Here is a 16,559-nt window from a genome sequence, read left to right as displayed (position 1 = left end):
AAATACAGATGAATCAGTGTGATAGAGCGTGATCCTGCGGGATCGAAATAGGCATTTTTGGATGATTATGCGCCAGAATGATCGCCGTGGCAGAGAGTTCGAGCGCGCGCTTGACCACTTCGCGCGGATAGACCGGCGTGTGGTCGACGGTGCCGACCTGCTGCACCTCGTCGGCGATCAGCGCGTTCTTCTTGTCGAGAAACAGGATACGGAACTGCTCGCGCTCCTCGAAGGCCATGACCGACCGGCAGTATCCGAGAACCTGCGTCCAGGACGACAAGACCTCGCGGCCCTTGATCTCGCTACGCGCCGCGCGTTGGGCCGTGGCGGCAACGATCTTCAGCTCGAGCGCCACCGTCGGACCGATACCTCTAACCTCCTCAAGCCGTGCGACGGGCGCGCCAAGCACCTCCGCCAGCGTGCCGAAGCGTGCCAGCAATGCCTTGGCGAGGGGCTTGGTGTCGGCGCGGGGAATCAGGCGAAACAGCAAGAGCTCCAGCAATTCGTAGTCGGGGAGGGCGTCGGAACCGGCCGCAAACCGTTGGCGCAAGCGGTCGCGATGGCCGAGATAGTGCGGCTTTTCGACCGGCTTATCGACCGTATTGGCTTTCGCGGACGATTTTATCGGTCTTTCGGGAAAGAAGATCCGTTCGTCTTCGTCGCTGGTTTTCCCCATAGGCCGCCCGCATTTTCTTCACCGGAGAGACCCGGCCCTCGCATAAACACTATGCTGGCAGGACACTATGCCGGCAGGCCTGGGCGGTCGAGGTTTTTTGGCGACAGCGTGAAAATCTCGCATCCGGTCTCGGTGACGCCGATCGTGTGCTCGTACTGCGCCGACAGCGAGCGGTCGCGTGTCACCGCCGTCCAGCCATCCGACAGCACTTTTACGTGCGGCCGGCCGAGATTGATCATCGGTTCGACGGTGAAGATCATGCCTGGCCGCATCTCGACGCCCTCGCTGGCGCTGCCATAGTGCAGGATGTTCGGCGCATCGTGAAAGAGCTGGCCGACGCCGTGGCCGCAGAAATCGCGCACCACCGAGCAGCGCTCGGCTTCGGCATAGCTCTGGATGGCGGCGCCGATGGCGCCGGTGCGGGCGCCGGGCCTGATCGCGGCGATGCCGCGCATCAGGCATTCATGCGTGACCTCGAGCAGGCGCTCGGCGGCGCGCTTGATCGTTCCCACCGGATACATGCGCGAGGAATCGCCATGCCAGCCATCGAGGATGTATGTGACATCGATGTTGACGATGTCGCCGTCCTTCAACGGCTTGCTGTCGGGGATGCCATGGCAGACGACGTGGTTGATCGAGGTGCAGGACGACTTCGTGTAGCCGCGATAGTTGAGCGTCGCTGGCAATGCGCCGTGATCCATGCCGAACTCGAAGACGAAGCGGTCGATGGTTTCGGTGGTGACGCCCGGCGCCACTATCGACATCAGTTCGTCGAGGCAGCGCGCGGTGAGATCGCAGGCCTTGCGCATGCCGGCAAAGCCTTCTTCGCCATAGAGGCGGATCTGGCCGGTGTTTCTGAGCGGTGCCGTGGCGGCGTCGAGATAGGTGACCATTGTGTCCGTCTTGCCGGGTGAAAGGGCTTCTGATGAGCCCGCGAGAAAAGTCTCCCAGATTTGGCACCGGACGGCGCCAGGTTCAAGGACGAACTGCCGGCGATTTGGCTCAAGCCGGTGATATTCACGCTTTGCGGCATCGATCTTGTGCGTGTCCGGCCCATGCCGAGCTGTTCGTCCGCACTGACGACATATTTTGTGAGCAAGAAGTTTCTGGGCAAGAAGTGGAGCCCCGAGCGAAAAGCCGGTCAAAGCAACTTTTTGCGACGAGCGGCGTTGCTGCGGGAACGCGTTCTGGAGAGACAGGAATGGACAGATTGCAATTCGAGGTGCCGGTGCGCATCACGACCGCGCCTGGCCTGCCGGTCGAGGAAATCTATAGCGTCGAACAGGCGCTGGATCTCCTGCAAGGCTGGCCGGTTCGCCGCCAGGGCCCTGTCTATCAGGCCGCGTTCAACGCCTGCTTCGGCGCCACGGTCGACCTGGTCGAGACCGAGGAGGCTTGCCGGGCGTTCATGGCATTCTGCCGGGTGAGCCGCCTGCTGGCCAGGGATATGATGGTTCCGCGCAAGCGGTCTGGCGAGGCGAGGGGGCTGAGGGCTTAACGGCCGAGCGGGCAAGTCCCAGCAAATTGCTTGATGCATAGCTCCATGTGTTCACGAGTGACAAAACTGCCCCTCGGTGGCAAAGCCTGTCGGTGATGCTGTGCCAGCCAGCCACGAATCGGCTATGCGTCGCGCATGCAGGAAACGTCTCTTTACATCCCGGTGAAGCAGTTTCTTGAGAGTCTGGACTTCACTGTCAAAGGCGAGGTTGGCGGCTGCGATGTCGTTGGACTGCGTGACGGCGAGCCGCCCGTGCTCGTCATCTGCGAATTGAAGCTGCAGTTCAACCTCGAGCTCATTCTTCAAGGTGTTGACCGTGCTGCGTCATGCGACGAGGTCTGGCTCGCGGCGAGGATGTCAAGTCGAGGCAAAGGCCGCGAGCACGATCGCCGGTTTCGTGCGCTGTGCAGGCGGCTCGGCTTCGGCCTTCTCGGGGTCGGCTCCACCGGCAATGTCGAATTGCTGCTCAGTCCGGCCGCCTTGCCGCCCCGGCGAGATCCGAGGCGAAGATCGCGCCTGGTGGACGAGCATCGGCGCCGGCGCGGCGACCCTGTAGTCGGCGGCGGCTCGCGTACGCCGGTGATGACCGCTTACCGGCAGGACGCGCTGGCCTGCGCCGCTGCCATGGTCGACGGCCCGAAGCGCCCGCGCGATCTGAAAACCATTTCGCCGCGCGCCGCCAATATCCTGCTTCACAATGTCTATGGCTGGTTCGCCAGGGCCGAGCGCGGCGTTTATGCGCTTACCGACCTTGGCCGTGCTGCGCTACAGCGCTGGCCTCAATCGGCTTCATGACGAGGCGGCACGAGTCGTTTGAGCGACTTGCAGCGGCAGGCAGACAACGAAGCCCTCGTCAAGCGACAGAAGAGGTGGAGCGGCTTGCGGTTGCCGGCCGCGCAACCGTGAGCAGAGTCGTCAGCCCCAGCGGCACCGACGGCTGGATGACGGGCTTCTCGCGCTCAGGTTTCTTTAGAATGTAGAGCGGCTTGGCTGTCCTCAACTGCTGCAATTGTCGCCGGGCTTTGGCGCGCAGGGCGGTTTCCGCGGGCGCGGGCGATCCATTCTCAAGGACCAGCGTGAAAGCCTGGGCCGCCTCATCCGTCCGCTGCAGGGCGAGAAGGCTGCGGCCCCGGGCATAACGCGCCAGGATGAGGCCCGGATCGAGGTCCGTGGCTCGCCCAAACGACTCGATGGCTGCGGAGTGGTCGTTTAGCGACTGCTGCGCAATGCCCAGGCAAAGCCAGGCGTTTATAGATTGCGGCGACATGGCTGCAAGCGCGCCGAAGCATTCCGCAGCCTGACGGTGATCGCCCTTCGTACCCAGAACGTGACCGAGTCCGTACAGAGCCTGATCATGCGTCGGCTCGGTGTTCAGGATCTGGCGATAGACGTTCTCAGCCTGGATGACCCAACGCTTCTTGTGGAGGCCGGCCGCCTCCTGCAACGCGCCGACCAAGGATCGCCTGTCCAGCCGGTCGCCAAGGTTCCGGCCGGTTTTGGTTCGCACCAATGTGCAGTTGAGGACGGTGTCGTGAGTGCCGAAGGAATATTTGTAAGGTTCGTTGCCGCGCAGGAAATCGTATGTCCGGAAACCGTTCTCGATTGCGCGGCGGATGCAATAACCGTGCAGGACCAGTCCCGACGGCAGCATGTCGGCCGTCTCGTCGCGCCCGACCATGTGGAACAGCATGCTTTTCTTGACCGGATCGAGGAAGATCGCGAGAGCGCTCAAGGGCCGGTCGCCGTGCCACAGCACAGGCAGGAACAGCGTGCCGCTTTCGAAAGCTTTTCTGAACAGCAGTCGGTTGCTCTTGACCAGGCCGGGAACGAGGTTCCCCTTCCGCGGCGTCCACTTGATGCGCCAGAACTCGAGCAGGATGTCGATATCGCGCTCGATGGTAGAGGCGTCGGCATGCGTTATGCGAAACTCGTCAGAGTTCTCCAGCTTCCGGAGAAATCTCCGCATCTTCTGGCGGGTGTTGGTGCTGAGATTCTGCAGAAGATAATCTTCCCATGAGGACGGGAGGTCGATCGCCGGGCATATGCAGTTGTCAACATTGTCAACCTGGTTGACGCGCCTCATCCGACGCATCGTCAGCCGATTGTCAGAAAACTGCTCCATCAGCCAGCCTATCCTGCGTTCCGACATCCGCAGGTTTTCCAGATGCAGGCTGGCCCAATGCATAGTCTTCAGATGCTTCGCGAAAACCGCGATTGCCCGGTAGGCGTATTCCGGCGCGCAGAGGATGCCGGTATAATCGGCTGCGTGGTTTCCCCCCATATATACTTCATGGTAGATTTCGCCGGTATTCTTCCTCATCCTGGTGCGCAGCCGGAGCGGCAGAAGCGCGACATAGGGAGAGCCCGGCGGCCCCTTGCGCGCCGCCAAAATGAACCATTCACCGTCGAAGCGTCGAAGATAGTGGGAAAGAAAGTCCCACGAGACGAAGAAATGCGCGTCGGGATCCCTGGCGTAGAGGTCGTCCCAGTTGTCGCGAAGCCCGCTCAGTTCTTCCGGGCGTGTTAAGACGTCGATCTGCATATTTACCCCCGCCTCTACGATCAGCGCTCCATAAATGCCCTGGCCATGCTGTCCTTGATCGGCTTGGACAGGTAGCTGAAAAAGGTCCGCTCCGCCGTCTGGATGAGAATTTCGGCGGGCATGCCAGGCGTCGGAGCAAATCCAGGCACGCGAGCCAGTTCGCTGACTGGCAGGTTGACGCGCGCCAGATAAACCTCCTTTGCGGTCGGACCAGAGGCGTCGGGGAGCGAGTCGGCCGAGACGTAGTAAACTTCGCCGTTCAGAACCGGCGTCGTGCGCGCGTTGAGCGCGACCAGCCGTACCGTCGCTTTCTGTCCGACCTTCACATTGTCGATCTCGGTGCGAGGCACCTGCGCTTCTATGATAAGCGGTACATTCGCCGGCAAGATCTCCATGATGCTCTTGCCGCTCTCGATCACGCCGCCGGACGTGTGGTAGAATATCCGCACGACAGTGCCCGAAACCGGCGCATGGATCGTCGCTCGGCGCAGCACGTTTTGCGCCTCGCGGGACTGTTCGCGGATGCTGTCCAGTTCGGTTTCAACGCCCTCGAGCTCGTCGAGCGCCGCCTGGCGGTAGGCGTTTTCTGTCTGCCGCATCTCCTGTTCGTGCTTGACGACCTGGGCGCCGGTCTCGGATATCTCGGCTGAGAGCCGCCCCATCTGCCCTTCGGCATCTGCTATGGCGCGCTGAATCGCCTTGATCTCGGTCGCGCGGATCAACCCTTGGTCGAGCAGGGTCTTCTTGCCGGTGTATTCCTCCCTTAGAAGACTGAGCTGTATCGTAACCGCTTTCAGCAACTGCTCATAGCCGCCCGCCCGGAACTTCAGGGCTCCGATGTTCTGGTCGAGCAATCGGATCTCACTGCTTAACTTGGTGCGCGAGCCCTCGAAGTTGAGACGCTGGCTATGCACGATCGAAGCAATTTCCGGGTCGTCGCGATTTTCAGTTATTGTGGCCGGGAACTGTATAGTCTCCGCCCCATGCACCTCGGCGGTCAAGCGCGCCACGATCGCTTCAAGGCGCGCCTGTCGGAAGAACAGCTGCCGTTCCTTTGCCCGCGCGGCCGTCTCGTCGAGCAGCACCAAAGGCTGATTGGTTACGACATGGTCGCCTTCGCTAACCAGAAGCTCCTTGATGATACCCCCTTCCAGGTGCTGGATGATCTTATTCTGCCCAGTGGCCACGAAGCTTCCTTGCGCGATAATCGCGGCTGCGAGGGGTGCTGTGAATGCCCAGGTGCCAAATCCGCCGAAGGTGACGGCCATCAGCAGCAATCCGGCGGTCGTCTGCTTCCAAATGGAACGCGGAACGGCGCCATACCATTGAGCGTCTTCGATCTTGGCTATTTCCTTCACGGCCGATCTCTCTCATTTGACCTGAATGTTGGCAAAATAGCCGCCATCGAGGCTCATGCCGCGCGCCGCCAAAGCCTGGAGCACGTCCTGACGCATCCCGAAAAGAGCCACGGTGCCGTTGACGAGCACCAGGATCTTATCCACGGTCTGCAGCAAAGCAGGCCGCTGTGTGATCGTGACCATCGTGATCTTTTGCTCTTTGGCTTGCTGTAGAGCGCGCGACAAAGCCAACTCGCCAGCGGTGTCGAGGTTCGAATTCGGCTCGTCGAGGACCACCAATTTCGGGCCGCCGAAAAAGGCGCGCGCCAAAGCGATGCGCTGCTTCTGCCCGCCAGAAAGCGGCGCGCCATCGGCGGCGACAAAGGTCTCGTAGCCATGCGGAAGCGAGGCGATCAGTTCGTGCACGTCGGCCAGCTTGGCGGCTTCGTAAATTGCGCCATCGTCGACGTCCTCGCGCATTCTGGCGATGTTCGCTTTGATCGACCCCGGGAAAAGCTGCACGTCCTGAGGAAGGTAACCGATGCTTTCACCAAATTGCCGCTGATCCCAGTTCCGCAGGTCCATCAGGTCGAGCCGCACGCTTCCCGAAGTTGGAAGGATCGAGCCGACGAGCATTTTGCCCAGGGTCGTTTTACCGGCGCCCGAATTGCCGATGATCGCGAGCGAGTCTCCGGCCTCCAGACCAAAGCCGATGCCATTGAGCACGACACGTTTGGTTCCTTGCGGCACGAACAGCAGCCGCTCGACATCGAGACGCCCTTCCGGACGCGGCAGCTTCAGGCGTTCGAAGTTCAGCGGGGATTCCTTCAGCAGCGCACTGATGCGGCCAAAGGCGGCGCGTGACTGCACAACCTGGTTCCACCCTTCAATCGCACCCTCGATCGGGCCAAGTGCGCGACCGGCAATGATTGACGCGGCGATGACCATGCCGCCCGTGACCGTGCCTTCAATGGCCAGATAAGCGCCCCAGCCGAGCATCACGACCTGGGTCAGCAGCCGGACGCCCTTGGAAAGAGAAGCAAAGGCTATGTTTCGGTCCTGAGCTATGACCTGCCATTTGAGCGAGTTGCCGGTATCCTTGCCCCAGATCCACACGGCTTCCGGGATCATCGCCAGCGCGTTGATGATCTGCGAGTTTCGCGACATCGAATCGACGTGGAGGTTGGCTTTGGTTTGGCTTGTGTTGGCCTCGCCGAACGGCTTGGCGGTTGCGCGCTGGTTGGCGAGCGTGATGGCCAGCAGCAGCAGCGCCGTCGCCACGACGATGAAGCCGAGGTCGGGGTGGATCAGAAATATCGCCAGCATGAATAACGGGGCCATCGGCGCATCGAGAAGAGACAGCAACGTGCCGGACACCAGAAACGTACGCAGCTGCTGAAGATCCCCCAGCGTCTGATATTCGCGCCCGTTGCTGTGCAGTGAAGCCCTGGCAGCTGCGCTGAGGATTGGTCCGCCCAATTGCGCGGCGATCTCGACCGCTGTGCGCATGAGGATGAAGCGCCGGATGGCGTCAAATATCGACTGCAGGATGACCGCACCGACAATCACGACCGTCAGCATCACCAGGGTGTCGACCGAGCGGCTCGTCAGGACGCGATCCGAAATCTGGAAGAGGTAGACAGGTATCGCAAGCACCAGCACGTTGGTCGCGATCGTGAAGATCATCACCGCGATGAGGTTCTTCTTGACCGCGCGAAGGCCGGCTGTGAGGCTTGCCGAGAGATCGACTGGGCCGAGACGCTTGTGGAACCCGCCGCCGCCATTGCCGCCGCCACCGCCGCCGCCCTTGCCGGTTCCGGTCGGGCCGCCGCCGCCAGGCACTTCCCGGGCAAGCAACGGACCGCGGTCGCCCTCGATTGTCACGCCGGGCAGAACCGGCTTGCTCTTCATCTCCTGCGTGGGCGGCTCTACTCGCGCGCTCGGCTGGTCCTGCTTGCCGGGCGCATCCTTGGGCGCGTTCGGCGTCTTGCGTTCCAATATTTCCGGCTCGGGCTTGCGCGCGGGTTCTTCCTTTGGTGGTACGGCGCGCTGGGTCGGCTCGGAGATCCGAGGGCTTGGTGGCCGGATCTCCTGCGTGGGCGGCTCTACTCGCGCGCTCGGCTGGTCCTGCTTCGCGGGCGCGTCCTGCAGTGTGCTCGGCGTCTTCCGTTCCAATATTGCCGGCTCGGGCTTGCGCGCGGGTTCTTCCTTTGGTGATACGGCGCGCTGGGCCGGCTCGGAGATCCGAGGGCTCGGTGGCAGGATCTGATGCGTGGGCGGCTCTTCTCGCGCGCTCGGCTGGTCCTGCTTCGCGAGCGCGTCCTTCGGCGCGTTCGGCGTTTTCCGTTCCAGCATTTCCGGCTCGGGCTTCGCGGGTTCTTCCTTTGGTGGTACGGCGCGCTGGGCCGGCTCGGAGATCCGAGGGCTCAGTGGCCGGATCTCCTGCGTGGGCGGCTCTGCTCGCGCGCTCGGCTGGTCCTGCTTGCCGGGTTCGTCCTTCGGTGCGTTCGGCGTCTTGCGTTCCAATATATCCGGCTCGGGCCTGCGCGCAGGTTCTTCCATTGGCGCTACGACACGCTGGGCCGGCTCGGAGATCCGAGGGCTCAGTGGCCGGATCGGGTCGGGCTTTCTAACACTGTCTGCCGCTGGAGCAGTGGGCGTGACCCGCGGCGGAGCCGACGGCGCTTTTGCTTGCGGATAGGGTGGTTGCACCTCGCGTGGCTGAGCGGCGCTATCAACAGGTAAAGGAGGTAAAGGCGCGGTGGAAGGGCGCGCTTGTTCGATGACCTTGGCTGGCGTCGCGTCGCGAAGCGATATTGGCGTTTCGGCTGGCCGGGCGTCCACTAGGCGCCGCAATTCGGCAACGACATCGTCCAGTTCCTCCACCGAACGATCGACCGCCTTGCTCTGACGAAACAAAGACTGTGAGATCGGCTCGGCGGCCCCGATGGACGCCTCGCTTCGCGCGACTGCTTCGCCGCCGTCATCCGGCCGATCCCATTCTGGTTCCTGGGCGAAAGCGCGCCCGGTTTGATCGTGATCTTCGGTCATTGCTGCCACCCCGGTTCGAAAATCACGCGAGAACGCTTTGCATCGGATCGGAATAGGTCTGCTCAGGCACGAGCGAGGGATACGCCACGTTTTGAGAGGCTTCCGGCGCCAGCATATCGTCATCGAGGAAAGCGACCGCTTCATTAACCAGCACGTCGGGATTCTGGCCGCCAAGATCGGGGCCGGTGGAAATCAGCTCCGCCTGGATGAGGATCTCGTCCGAATAGATGCCGCCGCCTACATAGGTCTTGCCGGTGGAATCCACGTCGGCAATGTAGGCATAATTGACCAGCGAGTTGGTTCCCGTCGAAATTGTCCAGTCCGCCTCCGGATGCGCCAGCGCATTCATGGCCAGGGCCACCTGATCGCTGTCACCAAGAATGGTGGTCTGTTTGATGTATTGCAGATTGAGGATGTCGCCGGAGATGTAGAGCACCCGAATCGCCCCGATGCCCGCGAATGCGCCATCGTTCAGTATGTCGGAAAGGTCACCCTTGCCGTTCTGCAGGCTTTCACACGCCTTGCGATAAGCTTCGGACATCGCCTCGAAGCGATCGCCGGCGCCGTAATTGACGATGTTGGCCTGGTTCCAAAGCAGATTGTCGCTGGTGGAGGCCGCGCCTTCGCCGGTTGTCTGGAAACCATCGACCGCGCCGATCAGGTCGTTGTCCAGGAGCACGTTCAACTGATGGATGATGTTGGCGTCATAAATGTTTCCGCCGACGACGATCAGGTCGTAATTGAAGCCCAGTTCGTCCAGCGAAATGTCGTTAGCCGCCGTGTTGGCGCCGGCTGTCACCAGCGTCTTGACTCCCGATGACGACAGGACGGAAACGTCATTGTCGGTCATGAAGGTGTATTGCTGGATCCAGTTCATGATGAGCAGGTCGCCTTCGACCTCGGTGACAACCCAGTGCTTGGGAAAGTCACCCTGCTTGGCCTGCGACGCCGCAGCTTCCGCCGACGGATCGATGCGCTTGAACATCGCGATATTGAAGCCTTGGGTCGGATCGGTGGCGTTCAGGCCCCAACCGTTGATGGAGGCACTGACGAGGTCGCTGTCGCACGAGACATTGATCTGAATGATCGCGTTGAGCTCGACATGGTCGCCCATCACCGCGCAAACCGGCGACTGCAGCCAATTGTTGGCCATCGCAACGCTGTTGACGAGGAGATTGCCGCCGGCTTCCAGCTCGACTGAAACATCGATGTCGATGCTTCCGGACCCAGGCGTGTAGGAGGGTTGCTCGGGCTCTTCTTCCTCGTCCTCTTCCTCATCGGCTCGACGGTGCTTCTCCGGGAGGTGATCGTCGAGCTTGGGCGCTTCGTCCACGGACTGCCCATTGACGTAAGTGCCTTCGATGACGTCAGCCTTGACGACGAAAACATCGGCTTCGCCATCCGTTTCCTCCGGATAGCCGTTGAGCCGTTCGCCGGCTGTCTTGATGACAGCCACTATCTCCTCGGACGAACCCGGCATTTCCAGATCGTCGATCGGCGAAAGATCCGCCGCCGCGCCCAGCAAGGCCGTCATTTCGGCAGCATGGTCGGCGGCTGCGGGAGAGAATTTCAGGCCATGTCCGCCAGCGCCGACATAGTCGTTATCGGAGAGCCGAAGCTCCTGATTGATAAGGACCGCCACCGAGCCAGGGGGCTCGATATGGGGCAGGATCAGGCGTGAAGGCGCACTCCCCATCGGCGGCGCGTCCGAGTGGAACAGAAAACCTGGATAGGCGACGTCCGGCTGCGGGATCGCAGGGATGTCTGGAGGGACGAACTGGAAATCCGACCAGGGTGTCGTCAGGACAAGTTTGGGTGCAACCGGCGAATACTCGATGGAGGGAACAAAATCCTCCAGATCGTATCCTGCGTCGACGTTGACTGTCTGATTGGCAAGCTCGGGCGTTTCTTCCTCGACCGCCTGGGCCGCCTTGAATTCGTCATAGGCCTTCCTGAGACGGGCTTGCTCCAGCGTGATTTCAAAGAGTCCCACAAAGTGGCTGATCGCCTCGGTGATCTTGTCCATATACACGGAAGTTTCCTCCGGTTTTCGAGATCATCCGCGCCCTCGCCGGGTCGCGCTTCTCTTCTCTGGTTCGAAAGACTGCGCGGGGTTTTCCCCCGCGCAGTCCCTTTTTTGCAGGTCTCGCCGCGGCGAAACCGGCATGCCAGTTATGTCGCGTCGTCTTCGCCAACCAGCGAGCTGGTGAGGTTGCCGCCCACTACAGTCATGTCGACCGAGTGGCCTTGCAGGTTGGCGCCCATCACGATCTGCTGGTTGAAGCCGTTCATGTCGATGGTGCCATTGGCGTTGGCCTGGCTTATGGCTTCAATGTGCTGGTCGTGGCCGATATTCGACCCCCAGCTGCCGCCGCCGCCGCCATCGCCAGCCGCGCCGCCGGTCGCAGTCGCTGCGCCGCCGTTGCCGCCAGCGCCGCCCGTGGCGTCGCCGCTCCAGGCATAGCCACCGTCCGCTCCGTCAGCCCAAGCGCCGCTGAGAGCAACCGCGCCCGTTCCACCGGTCGCCGTCGAAGCGCCGCCCGTCGCATCGCCGCCAGTCGCGGCGCCGGCCGTGGCCGCACCGCTGGTGGCTGCGCCACCGGTGTCGACGTTGCTCGCAAAGCCGCTGCCGGCTCCGCCGCTGCCGGCACCGCCGGTTGCGTCGCCGCTCGTGCCAGCCCCACCCGCGCCGCTGGTCGCACCGCCGCCGGCGCCGCCGACGCCAGAGCCAGTGCCAGCGCCGGAGCCGGAGCCGGAGCCAGCGCCGCCGGTCGAACCTGCGCCGCCGCCAGTCGAGCTTGCAGCGCCGCCTTCGACATCGGCGAAGTTGCCGGCAATCGCGCCGCCGCCACCGCCACCGCCGCCACCGCCGCCGCCGCCACCGGTGTTACCGGCATCGGTGTCGCCATTCGCGGCGATCGGGATAGCCACGGCGACGTTGTCACTGCTTTTGTTCCCACCCCAAGAGGGATCGTTGTCGCTGCCAGCCTCGGCATCGTCCATCAGCGCCAGGGCGATAGGTACCGCGGTCGAGTTGCCGCCGTTGCCGCCGTTGCCGCCGTTGCCGCCGTCGCCGCCCTTGGCGTCGGCAAAGCCAAGCGCGCCAGCATCGCCGCCCTTGGCGTCGGCATCGCCGCCGTCGGCCTTGGAGTCGCCGCCGACGCCGACACCCAGGCCGAAGCCCAGGCCGAGCCCGACGCCGTCGCCGCCTTCGCCGCCCTTGGCGTCGCCGCTGTCGCCGCCCTTGGCGTCGCTGTCGCCGTAGCCGCCCTTGCCGTCACCGCCGAGGCCTGCGCCGACAGCCACGCCGGACGCGTCGCCGCCCTTGGCGTCGCCGCTAACCGCGATCGGCACGGCGTCGCCGCCATAAGCGTTGCCGCCGTCGGACTTGGCGTCAGCGGAGCCGACGACAATCGGCACGCTCACGGCCACACCGCCGCCCTTGGCGTCGCCAGCCTTGGCGTTGCCGGTATCGGCATCGCCGCCCTTGGCGCCGAAGCCACCCAAAGCGACCGAATCGCCAGCATGGCCGCCGTCGCCGCCGGCATCAATGCCTTCGTCGGACTTGGCGTAACCACCCTTGGCGTCGCCCTTGTTGCCGAAGTAGCCGTTATTCTGGACCGTCGCGCTGCCGAGATAGTCGTTGTCCTTCATGTCACCGGTCTGGTTGATGATGGTGGCGCTGTGGCCATTGCCAGCCCCGGCAAACGCGCCGTTCAGCACGTCCGAGAAGCTGACGTCATCGCCCGGATCGAAGCTGATGTCGCCGTCGCGGCTGAACATCATGACGCCGCCGAGGCCGACATTCACGTCGTCGAGGTCAATGAAATCGTCGTCCTGCTTTCCGTCGGACGACGCGGTGGCGCTAACATTGGCGTTAACATTGGTGTTTACGTTGTTGGTGTTGGTATTGGTGTTGCTGTTGTTGCTGCTGTTGCTGTTGCTGTTGCTGCTCGAATTGCTGTTGTTATTGCCGTTATTGTTGGTGTTGTTGCTGGTCGAATTGGCCGTAGCGTCGCCAATGCCGATACCAGCTCCGACACCCACACCTACGCCGACGCCTACACCGGTGGCGTCGGCGTCGCTCTTGGAGTCAGCGGCGGATTTTGCATCGGCATCGGATTTGGCGTCGGCGCTGGCGTCGCTCTTGGCGTCGGCGCTGGCGTCGCTCTTGGCATCGCCATCTCCGATATCGATTGTGGTGTCGTCATCGGAGACATCGCCGATGAACTGCCAACCGGTGTTGGAGTTATTGCTGTTGCGAGTAGTCATTGTCGTTCCCTCGGTTAGAGGCCACGACAACCGAACCACATTCAATCTGACGTGGTCTTGGGCTGCTCGCGGCCGTTAAGTTTTCTCGGTAAGAGGCCGCGACAACCGAACCACATTCAATCTGACGTGGTCTTGGGCTGCTCGCGGCCATTAAGTTTTCATGTGGTTGGTTTTGGATCGCCTGCGCCTAGGGGACTAAGGCCGGAGATCCGGTCATCGTCTGTTTTTATGGCGTCACCTCCCTTTGACGGGGGAGCGAGGCAGCCAGATTGCGCACGAGTTTCCACCTGCGCCGCCCAACGGTGCGGTCGCTCGCTGCTCTCGTGAATCTCTGGATGTTCCCCAAAACTCCCAATACGGAACATTGGAAGTTTGTGACCGTCAGCCGTAAATTGTAAGCTGATAGTTGGAGCTAGCCCGTTCGGGACGATCTGCTCGCCATGAAGGCTTAAATCCTGGAGGGAAAACTAGGTCGGTAGCAATCGTGAATGGCGGACATTGCGCGCCGCGCCGCGGTCTCCCAGCAATTGCCTAGCTCGTCAGGACTATATTTTTTCGCCTAGTTTTGAGTTAGGAAGTCGTTAACGTGTGTCGTCCGGGTTAGGGGTTCCCGGCCTTTAGTGCTTGTTAGTAGACAGGTGGGCCATGAATGGGGTGGACGGGGTGGAGGCGAGCGGACGAGGTCGAGCTGATTCCGCCGATAGAGAATCCTGGGCCCGACGAACCTTGCTGTTCATCGCCCCTGACGACACGATCTCCGAGAGCCTGGTGCATGCCGTCGAAAGAGAATTCCCGTGGATCGGGGTTGAGCGCGTTCGCGACCTGTCCGCCACCTGGACGGCGTTCGAACCTTCGGTTTCCCTTATTCTGATCGATGCGGTGTTTCTGAGCGAGATCGATTCCTGTTCCGCCCAGCTGGCCCGCTTCCACCCGGCAGCCATGACCGCTGTGATGCAGGACGACGGCAGGAGGCCGCTTATCCCCGATGAGGTCTTTGCGTCGCGAGTGGTGCGCGGCGTGCTTCCCATGAACCTGAAGCTGGATGTGTGGCTTTCCGTGATCAGGCTCATGCTGCGCGGAGGCGAATATTTCCCCTTGGCCATGTTTCAGCCGTACCTGAACAACGGCATGCCCCATAGCGAGGCGAAGGAGTCGAAGCCCGCCATCAAACGGCAAGCCGCATTCGAGGAGTCTGGCCAACTGACATGTCGGGAGAGTCAGATCCTGGAGATGGCGTCGCAGGGACTGCAGAACAAAACCATTGCCGCCGCGCTTCGCCTTTCCGAACACACCGTCAAAATTCATATGCACAACATCATCAACAAGCTGGGCGCCCACAACAGGACTGAAGCCGCAGCCCTTTTTCATGCCCGACGGGTTGCGGCCGCTGGAATGGTTCCCAGTGCGGATCGCCCGGTGATCTCAACTCTCACGTGAGCAGGTCGATGCCGCGCTTCCAGGAGATTTTACTGCTTGTTGGTCAATTGAACTACACATGGACCAACACGGAAAGCTTGCTGATTTACCTGATTGCCGGTCTGGCGAAAGTAGACAAGGAGACTGCGATCGTCATTTTCCTGACGCTGAACACCACGCGTGCACGGATCGAGTTGGTCGAGCGGTTGGCGAAGATGGCGGGAACACCGGTTGAATGCCGACGCCAGGTTCTGGAGATCGCCAGTCAGCTTACCCGCCAGGGAAAGCTGCGCAACAAATACAGCCACTGCATCTATTCGTTCGACGAAACGGGAACGCACGCGAGCACGCAACTAATGCGCATCTTCGACAGCAAGGATGCCATCAAATATGGAAAGATCGAAGAACTCGACGATTCCGAGATGAAGCGGATCAGCGCCTCCATCCAGGCGATCAGCGCAATCAACAAGGATATTTGGCGGGTCGTCGAAAGCAATTCCTTTCCGCATTGAACGCTTGTCCTGTGACGCCGCGCATCGAGGTTGACGTAGACCGCGATCGGGGCCGGGCCGCCGTGACGTCTGCCTGGACGCATTATCGCACAGAGCCGGTGACGGTCGCGGCCAACCGTCGGGCTGAGGACGCCAGATGGAAGATAGATCTGGTTGCACTGCGGCGAAATCGGCGCGGGGCGATCAAGGCACGGGTGTCAGGTTTTTATCCGCGTCCACTTGCCGTTCTCGGACTGGGACTGCCGAGCAAAGTAACGGTACGACGTCCGTGACCAATTCCTGATCGCGCCCGTCCTGTTATCCAGCACCAGATCGCCCTGGTTCGTCCGCACCGTCAGGACCGTATGACCTGCGCCGCCGAGCGTCGCAACGGTCAGCAACAGGGTGGATGCGGGCCACCCGCGTTTCAACAACTCGGCTTTCTTGAGGATGGCGAAATCCTCGCAGTCGCCTTCGCCGGTCGGCAAGCCCCAGACGTCGGCTTGGCCTGCGGAGTCTCTGTCGCCTCTCTCACTGATGCGGCGATTGACCGAGCTGTTCACGCTCGCAAGTTCCGCTTCCAGCCTCGGCGTGAGTTCGACCGCTTTGACCTTGCCGCGGGTGCTGCAGAGCGCCGGATCGCTGGCGCAGAATTTGTAGAAGGCGGCCGGTGCAAAGGCGTAGCCTTGCGTGGGCATCTTCGTTGCTGTTCCGGTGGTTTGATTGTTGCAGCCGGCCAGCAAAATGGCCGCCGCGAGAAGCGTCGCTGAACGAATCACTTAGTGTCCCCTTTGGTGGGTCGCCATAATCTTGAAGGGGTCTGGTAAATCAACCCTGAGAATCGCAATTGCGCAGGAACAAATTGTTTGGCATACTTAATAAAGTGTTACCGATGGTCGGTAACATTGACCCTTTCGCGCAACCAAAGGGGACGGGAGCGCCTTTTTTCCCTCAAAAGGAGGAAGAAAATGCACCTGTACCCAGGCGTCTCAAGCACGATTCTAAGAATACTGCTCCTTTCATCCGCCGCCTTCACGGTGGCAATGATCGCACCGGCAACCGCGCAGCAGAGTCCACGTCCGCGGCTTGCGGCCGCACAGTGCCAACCTCTTACTGAAGCCAATTTCGCGCTTTGCTGTATTGCATCCAACCGCACCAGCATTCTTTCCGCCGAACAGATCGACATGTGCCCGCCGATTACCACGGCCCTTGTCGCCGCCGCCTTGAACGATGGCGGTGACGGCGATGGCGACGGCGACAAGGGCCGTGGTAATCG

The 16,559-nt window shown here is 61.7% G+C and carries 12 protein-coding genes and 1 pseudogene; 5 read left to right on the top strand and 8 right to left on the bottom strand.

What is annotated here, in order from left to right:
• Window positions 1-13: 13 nt before the first annotated feature.
• Window positions 14-676, bottom strand: a complete 663-nt coding sequence (locus BQ8794_RS20535) for a JAB domain-containing protein (protein ID WP_077380516.1) — start codon at window positions 674-676, stop codon at window positions 14-16.
• Window positions 677-741: 65 nt separating this feature from the next.
• Window positions 742-1,569 (bottom strand): type I methionyl aminopeptidase, encoded by an 828-nt coding sequence (gene map / locus BQ8794_RS20530; protein WP_077380515.1) that lies wholly within the window; start codon window positions 1,567-1,569, stop codon window positions 742-744.
• A 308-nt stretch (window positions 1,570-1,877) separates the two neighbouring features.
• Here map and BQ8794_RS20525 point away from each other — a divergent pair, with 308 nt between their 5' ends.
• Together BQ8794_RS20525 and BQ8794_RS20520 are read left to right on the top strand one after the other, a co-directional pair.
• The gene (locus BQ8794_RS20525; protein WP_077380514.1) at window positions 1,878-2,174 is read left to right on the top strand and encodes a DUF982 domain-containing protein; all 297 of its coding nucleotides are present in this window, start codon (window positions 1,878-1,880) and stop codon (window positions 2,172-2,174) included.
• 135 nt (window positions 2,175-2,309) lie between these two features.
• On the top strand, window positions 2,310-2,969 hold the full coding sequence (locus BQ8794_RS20520) for a DUF2161 domain-containing phosphodiesterase (RefSeq protein ID WP_077380513.1): 660 nt from the start codon (window positions 2,310-2,312) through the stop codon (window positions 2,967-2,969).
• A gap of 58 nt (window positions 2,970-3,027) precedes the next feature.
• On the opposite strand, the gene BQ8794_RS20515 is transcribed toward BQ8794_RS20520, so the two are convergent.
• The 5 genes from BQ8794_RS20515 to BQ8794_RS20495 all read right to left on the bottom strand — a co-directional run bounded on the left by BQ8794_RS20515 (window position 3,028) and on the right by BQ8794_RS20495 (window position 13,376).
• Window positions 3,028-4,716, bottom strand: coding sequence for a GNAT family N-acetyltransferase (locus tag BQ8794_RS20515; RefSeq protein WP_077380512.1), 1,689 nt, complete (start codon window positions 4,714-4,716; stop codon window positions 3,028-3,030).
• Window positions 4,717-4,736: 20 nt separating this feature from the next.
• Window positions 4,737-6,074: an HlyD family type I secretion periplasmic adaptor subunit gene (locus BQ8794_RS20510; protein WP_077380511.1), complete on the bottom strand. Its 1,338-nt coding sequence runs from the start codon at window positions 6,072-6,074 to the stop codon at window positions 4,737-4,739.
• A 12-nt stretch (window positions 6,075-6,086) separates the two neighbouring features.
• Window positions 6,087-8,408 carry a type I secretion system permease/ATPase gene (locus tag BQ8794_RS20505; protein WP_425293562.1) on the bottom strand — a complete coding sequence of 774 codons (2,322 nt, stop codon included), beginning with the start codon at window positions 8,406-8,408 and terminating at the stop codon, window positions 6,087-6,089.
• 718 nt (window positions 8,409-9,126) lie between these two features.
• Complete coding sequence (locus tag BQ8794_RS20500; RefSeq protein WP_077380510.1) at window positions 9,127-11,130, bottom strand: hypothetical protein; 2,004 nt, start codon at window positions 11,128-11,130, stop codon at window positions 9,127-9,129.
• A gap of 146 nt (window positions 11,131-11,276) precedes the next feature.
• A complete protein-coding gene (locus tag BQ8794_RS20495) occupies window positions 11,277-13,376 on the bottom strand; it encodes a hypothetical protein (RefSeq protein WP_077380509.1) in 2,100 nt (699 codons plus the stop codon).
• 726 nt (window positions 13,377-14,102) lie between these two features.
• Here BQ8794_RS20495 and BQ8794_RS20490 point away from each other — a divergent pair.
• Complete coding sequence (locus BQ8794_RS20490; RefSeq protein ID WP_244555040.1) at window positions 14,103-14,813, top strand: response regulator transcription factor; 711 nt, start codon at window positions 14,103-14,105, stop codon at window positions 14,811-14,813.
• A gap of 8 nt (window positions 14,814-14,821) precedes the next feature.
• A complete protein-coding gene (locus BQ8794_RS20485) occupies window positions 14,822-15,304 on the top strand; it encodes a hypothetical protein (RefSeq protein ID WP_027156248.1) in 483 nt (160 codons plus the stop codon).
• Window positions 15,305-15,501: 197 nt separating this feature from the next.
• Here the strand turns inward: BQ8794_RS20485 and BQ8794_RS20480 are convergent, their stop codons facing one another.
• Window positions 15,502-16,029, bottom strand: coding sequence for a transglutaminase-like cysteine peptidase (locus tag BQ8794_RS20480; RefSeq protein ID WP_244555051.1), 528 nt, complete (start codon window positions 16,027-16,029; stop codon window positions 15,502-15,504).
• 222 nt (window positions 16,030-16,251) lie between these two features.
• Here BQ8794_RS20480 and BQ8794_RS20475 point away from each other — a divergent pair.
• Window positions 16,252-16,559: pseudogene (locus tag BQ8794_RS20475) on the top strand (hypothetical protein); the annotation flags it as partial.

Origin of the sequence: Mesorhizobium prunaredense (genome assembly GCF_900156895.1) — a bacterium.
Lineage (GTDB): Bacteria > Pseudomonadota > Alphaproteobacteria > Rhizobiales > Rhizobiaceae > Mesorhizobium > Mesorhizobium prunaredense.
Note: the sequence above shows the minus strand (reverse complement) of the source record. Positions and strands in the feature narration are given on the sequence as shown.

Excerpts from the sequence above, each read along its gene's own strand:
- BQ8794_RS20535 (WP_077380516.1), bottom strand. The coding sequence starts at position 676 with ATGGGGAAAACCAGCGACGAAGACGAACGGATCTTCTTTCCCGAAAGA.
- BQ8794_RS20500 (WP_077380510.1), bottom strand. The coding sequence starts at position 11,130 with ATGGACAAGATCACCGAGGCGATCAGCCACTTTGTGGGACTCTTTGAA.
- BQ8794_RS20495 (WP_077380509.1), bottom strand. The coding sequence starts at position 13,376 with ATGACTACTCGCAACAGCAATAACTCCAACACCGGTTGGCAGTTCATC.
- BQ8794_RS20505 (WP_425293562.1), bottom strand. The coding sequence starts at position 8,408 with ATGCTGGAACGGAAAACGCCGAACGCGCCGAAGGACGCGCTCGCGAAG.
- map (WP_077380515.1), bottom strand. The coding sequence starts at position 1,569 with ATGGTCACCTATCTCGACGCCGCCACGGCACCGCTCAGAAACACCGGC.
- BQ8794_RS20520 (WP_077380513.1), top strand. The coding sequence starts at position 2,310 with ATGCAGGAAACGTCTCTTTACATCCCGGTGAAGCAGTTTCTTGAGAGT.
- BQ8794_RS20525 (WP_077380514.1), top strand. The coding sequence starts at position 1,878 with ATGGACAGATTGCAATTCGAGGTGCCGGTGCGCATCACGACCGCGCCT.
- BQ8794_RS20515 (WP_077380512.1), bottom strand. The coding sequence starts at position 4,716 with ATGCAGATCGACGTCTTAACACGCCCGGAAGAACTGAGCGGGCTTCGC.
- BQ8794_RS20485 (WP_027156248.1), top strand. The coding sequence starts at position 14,822 with ATGCCGCGCTTCCAGGAGATTTTACTGCTTGTTGGTCAATTGAACTAC.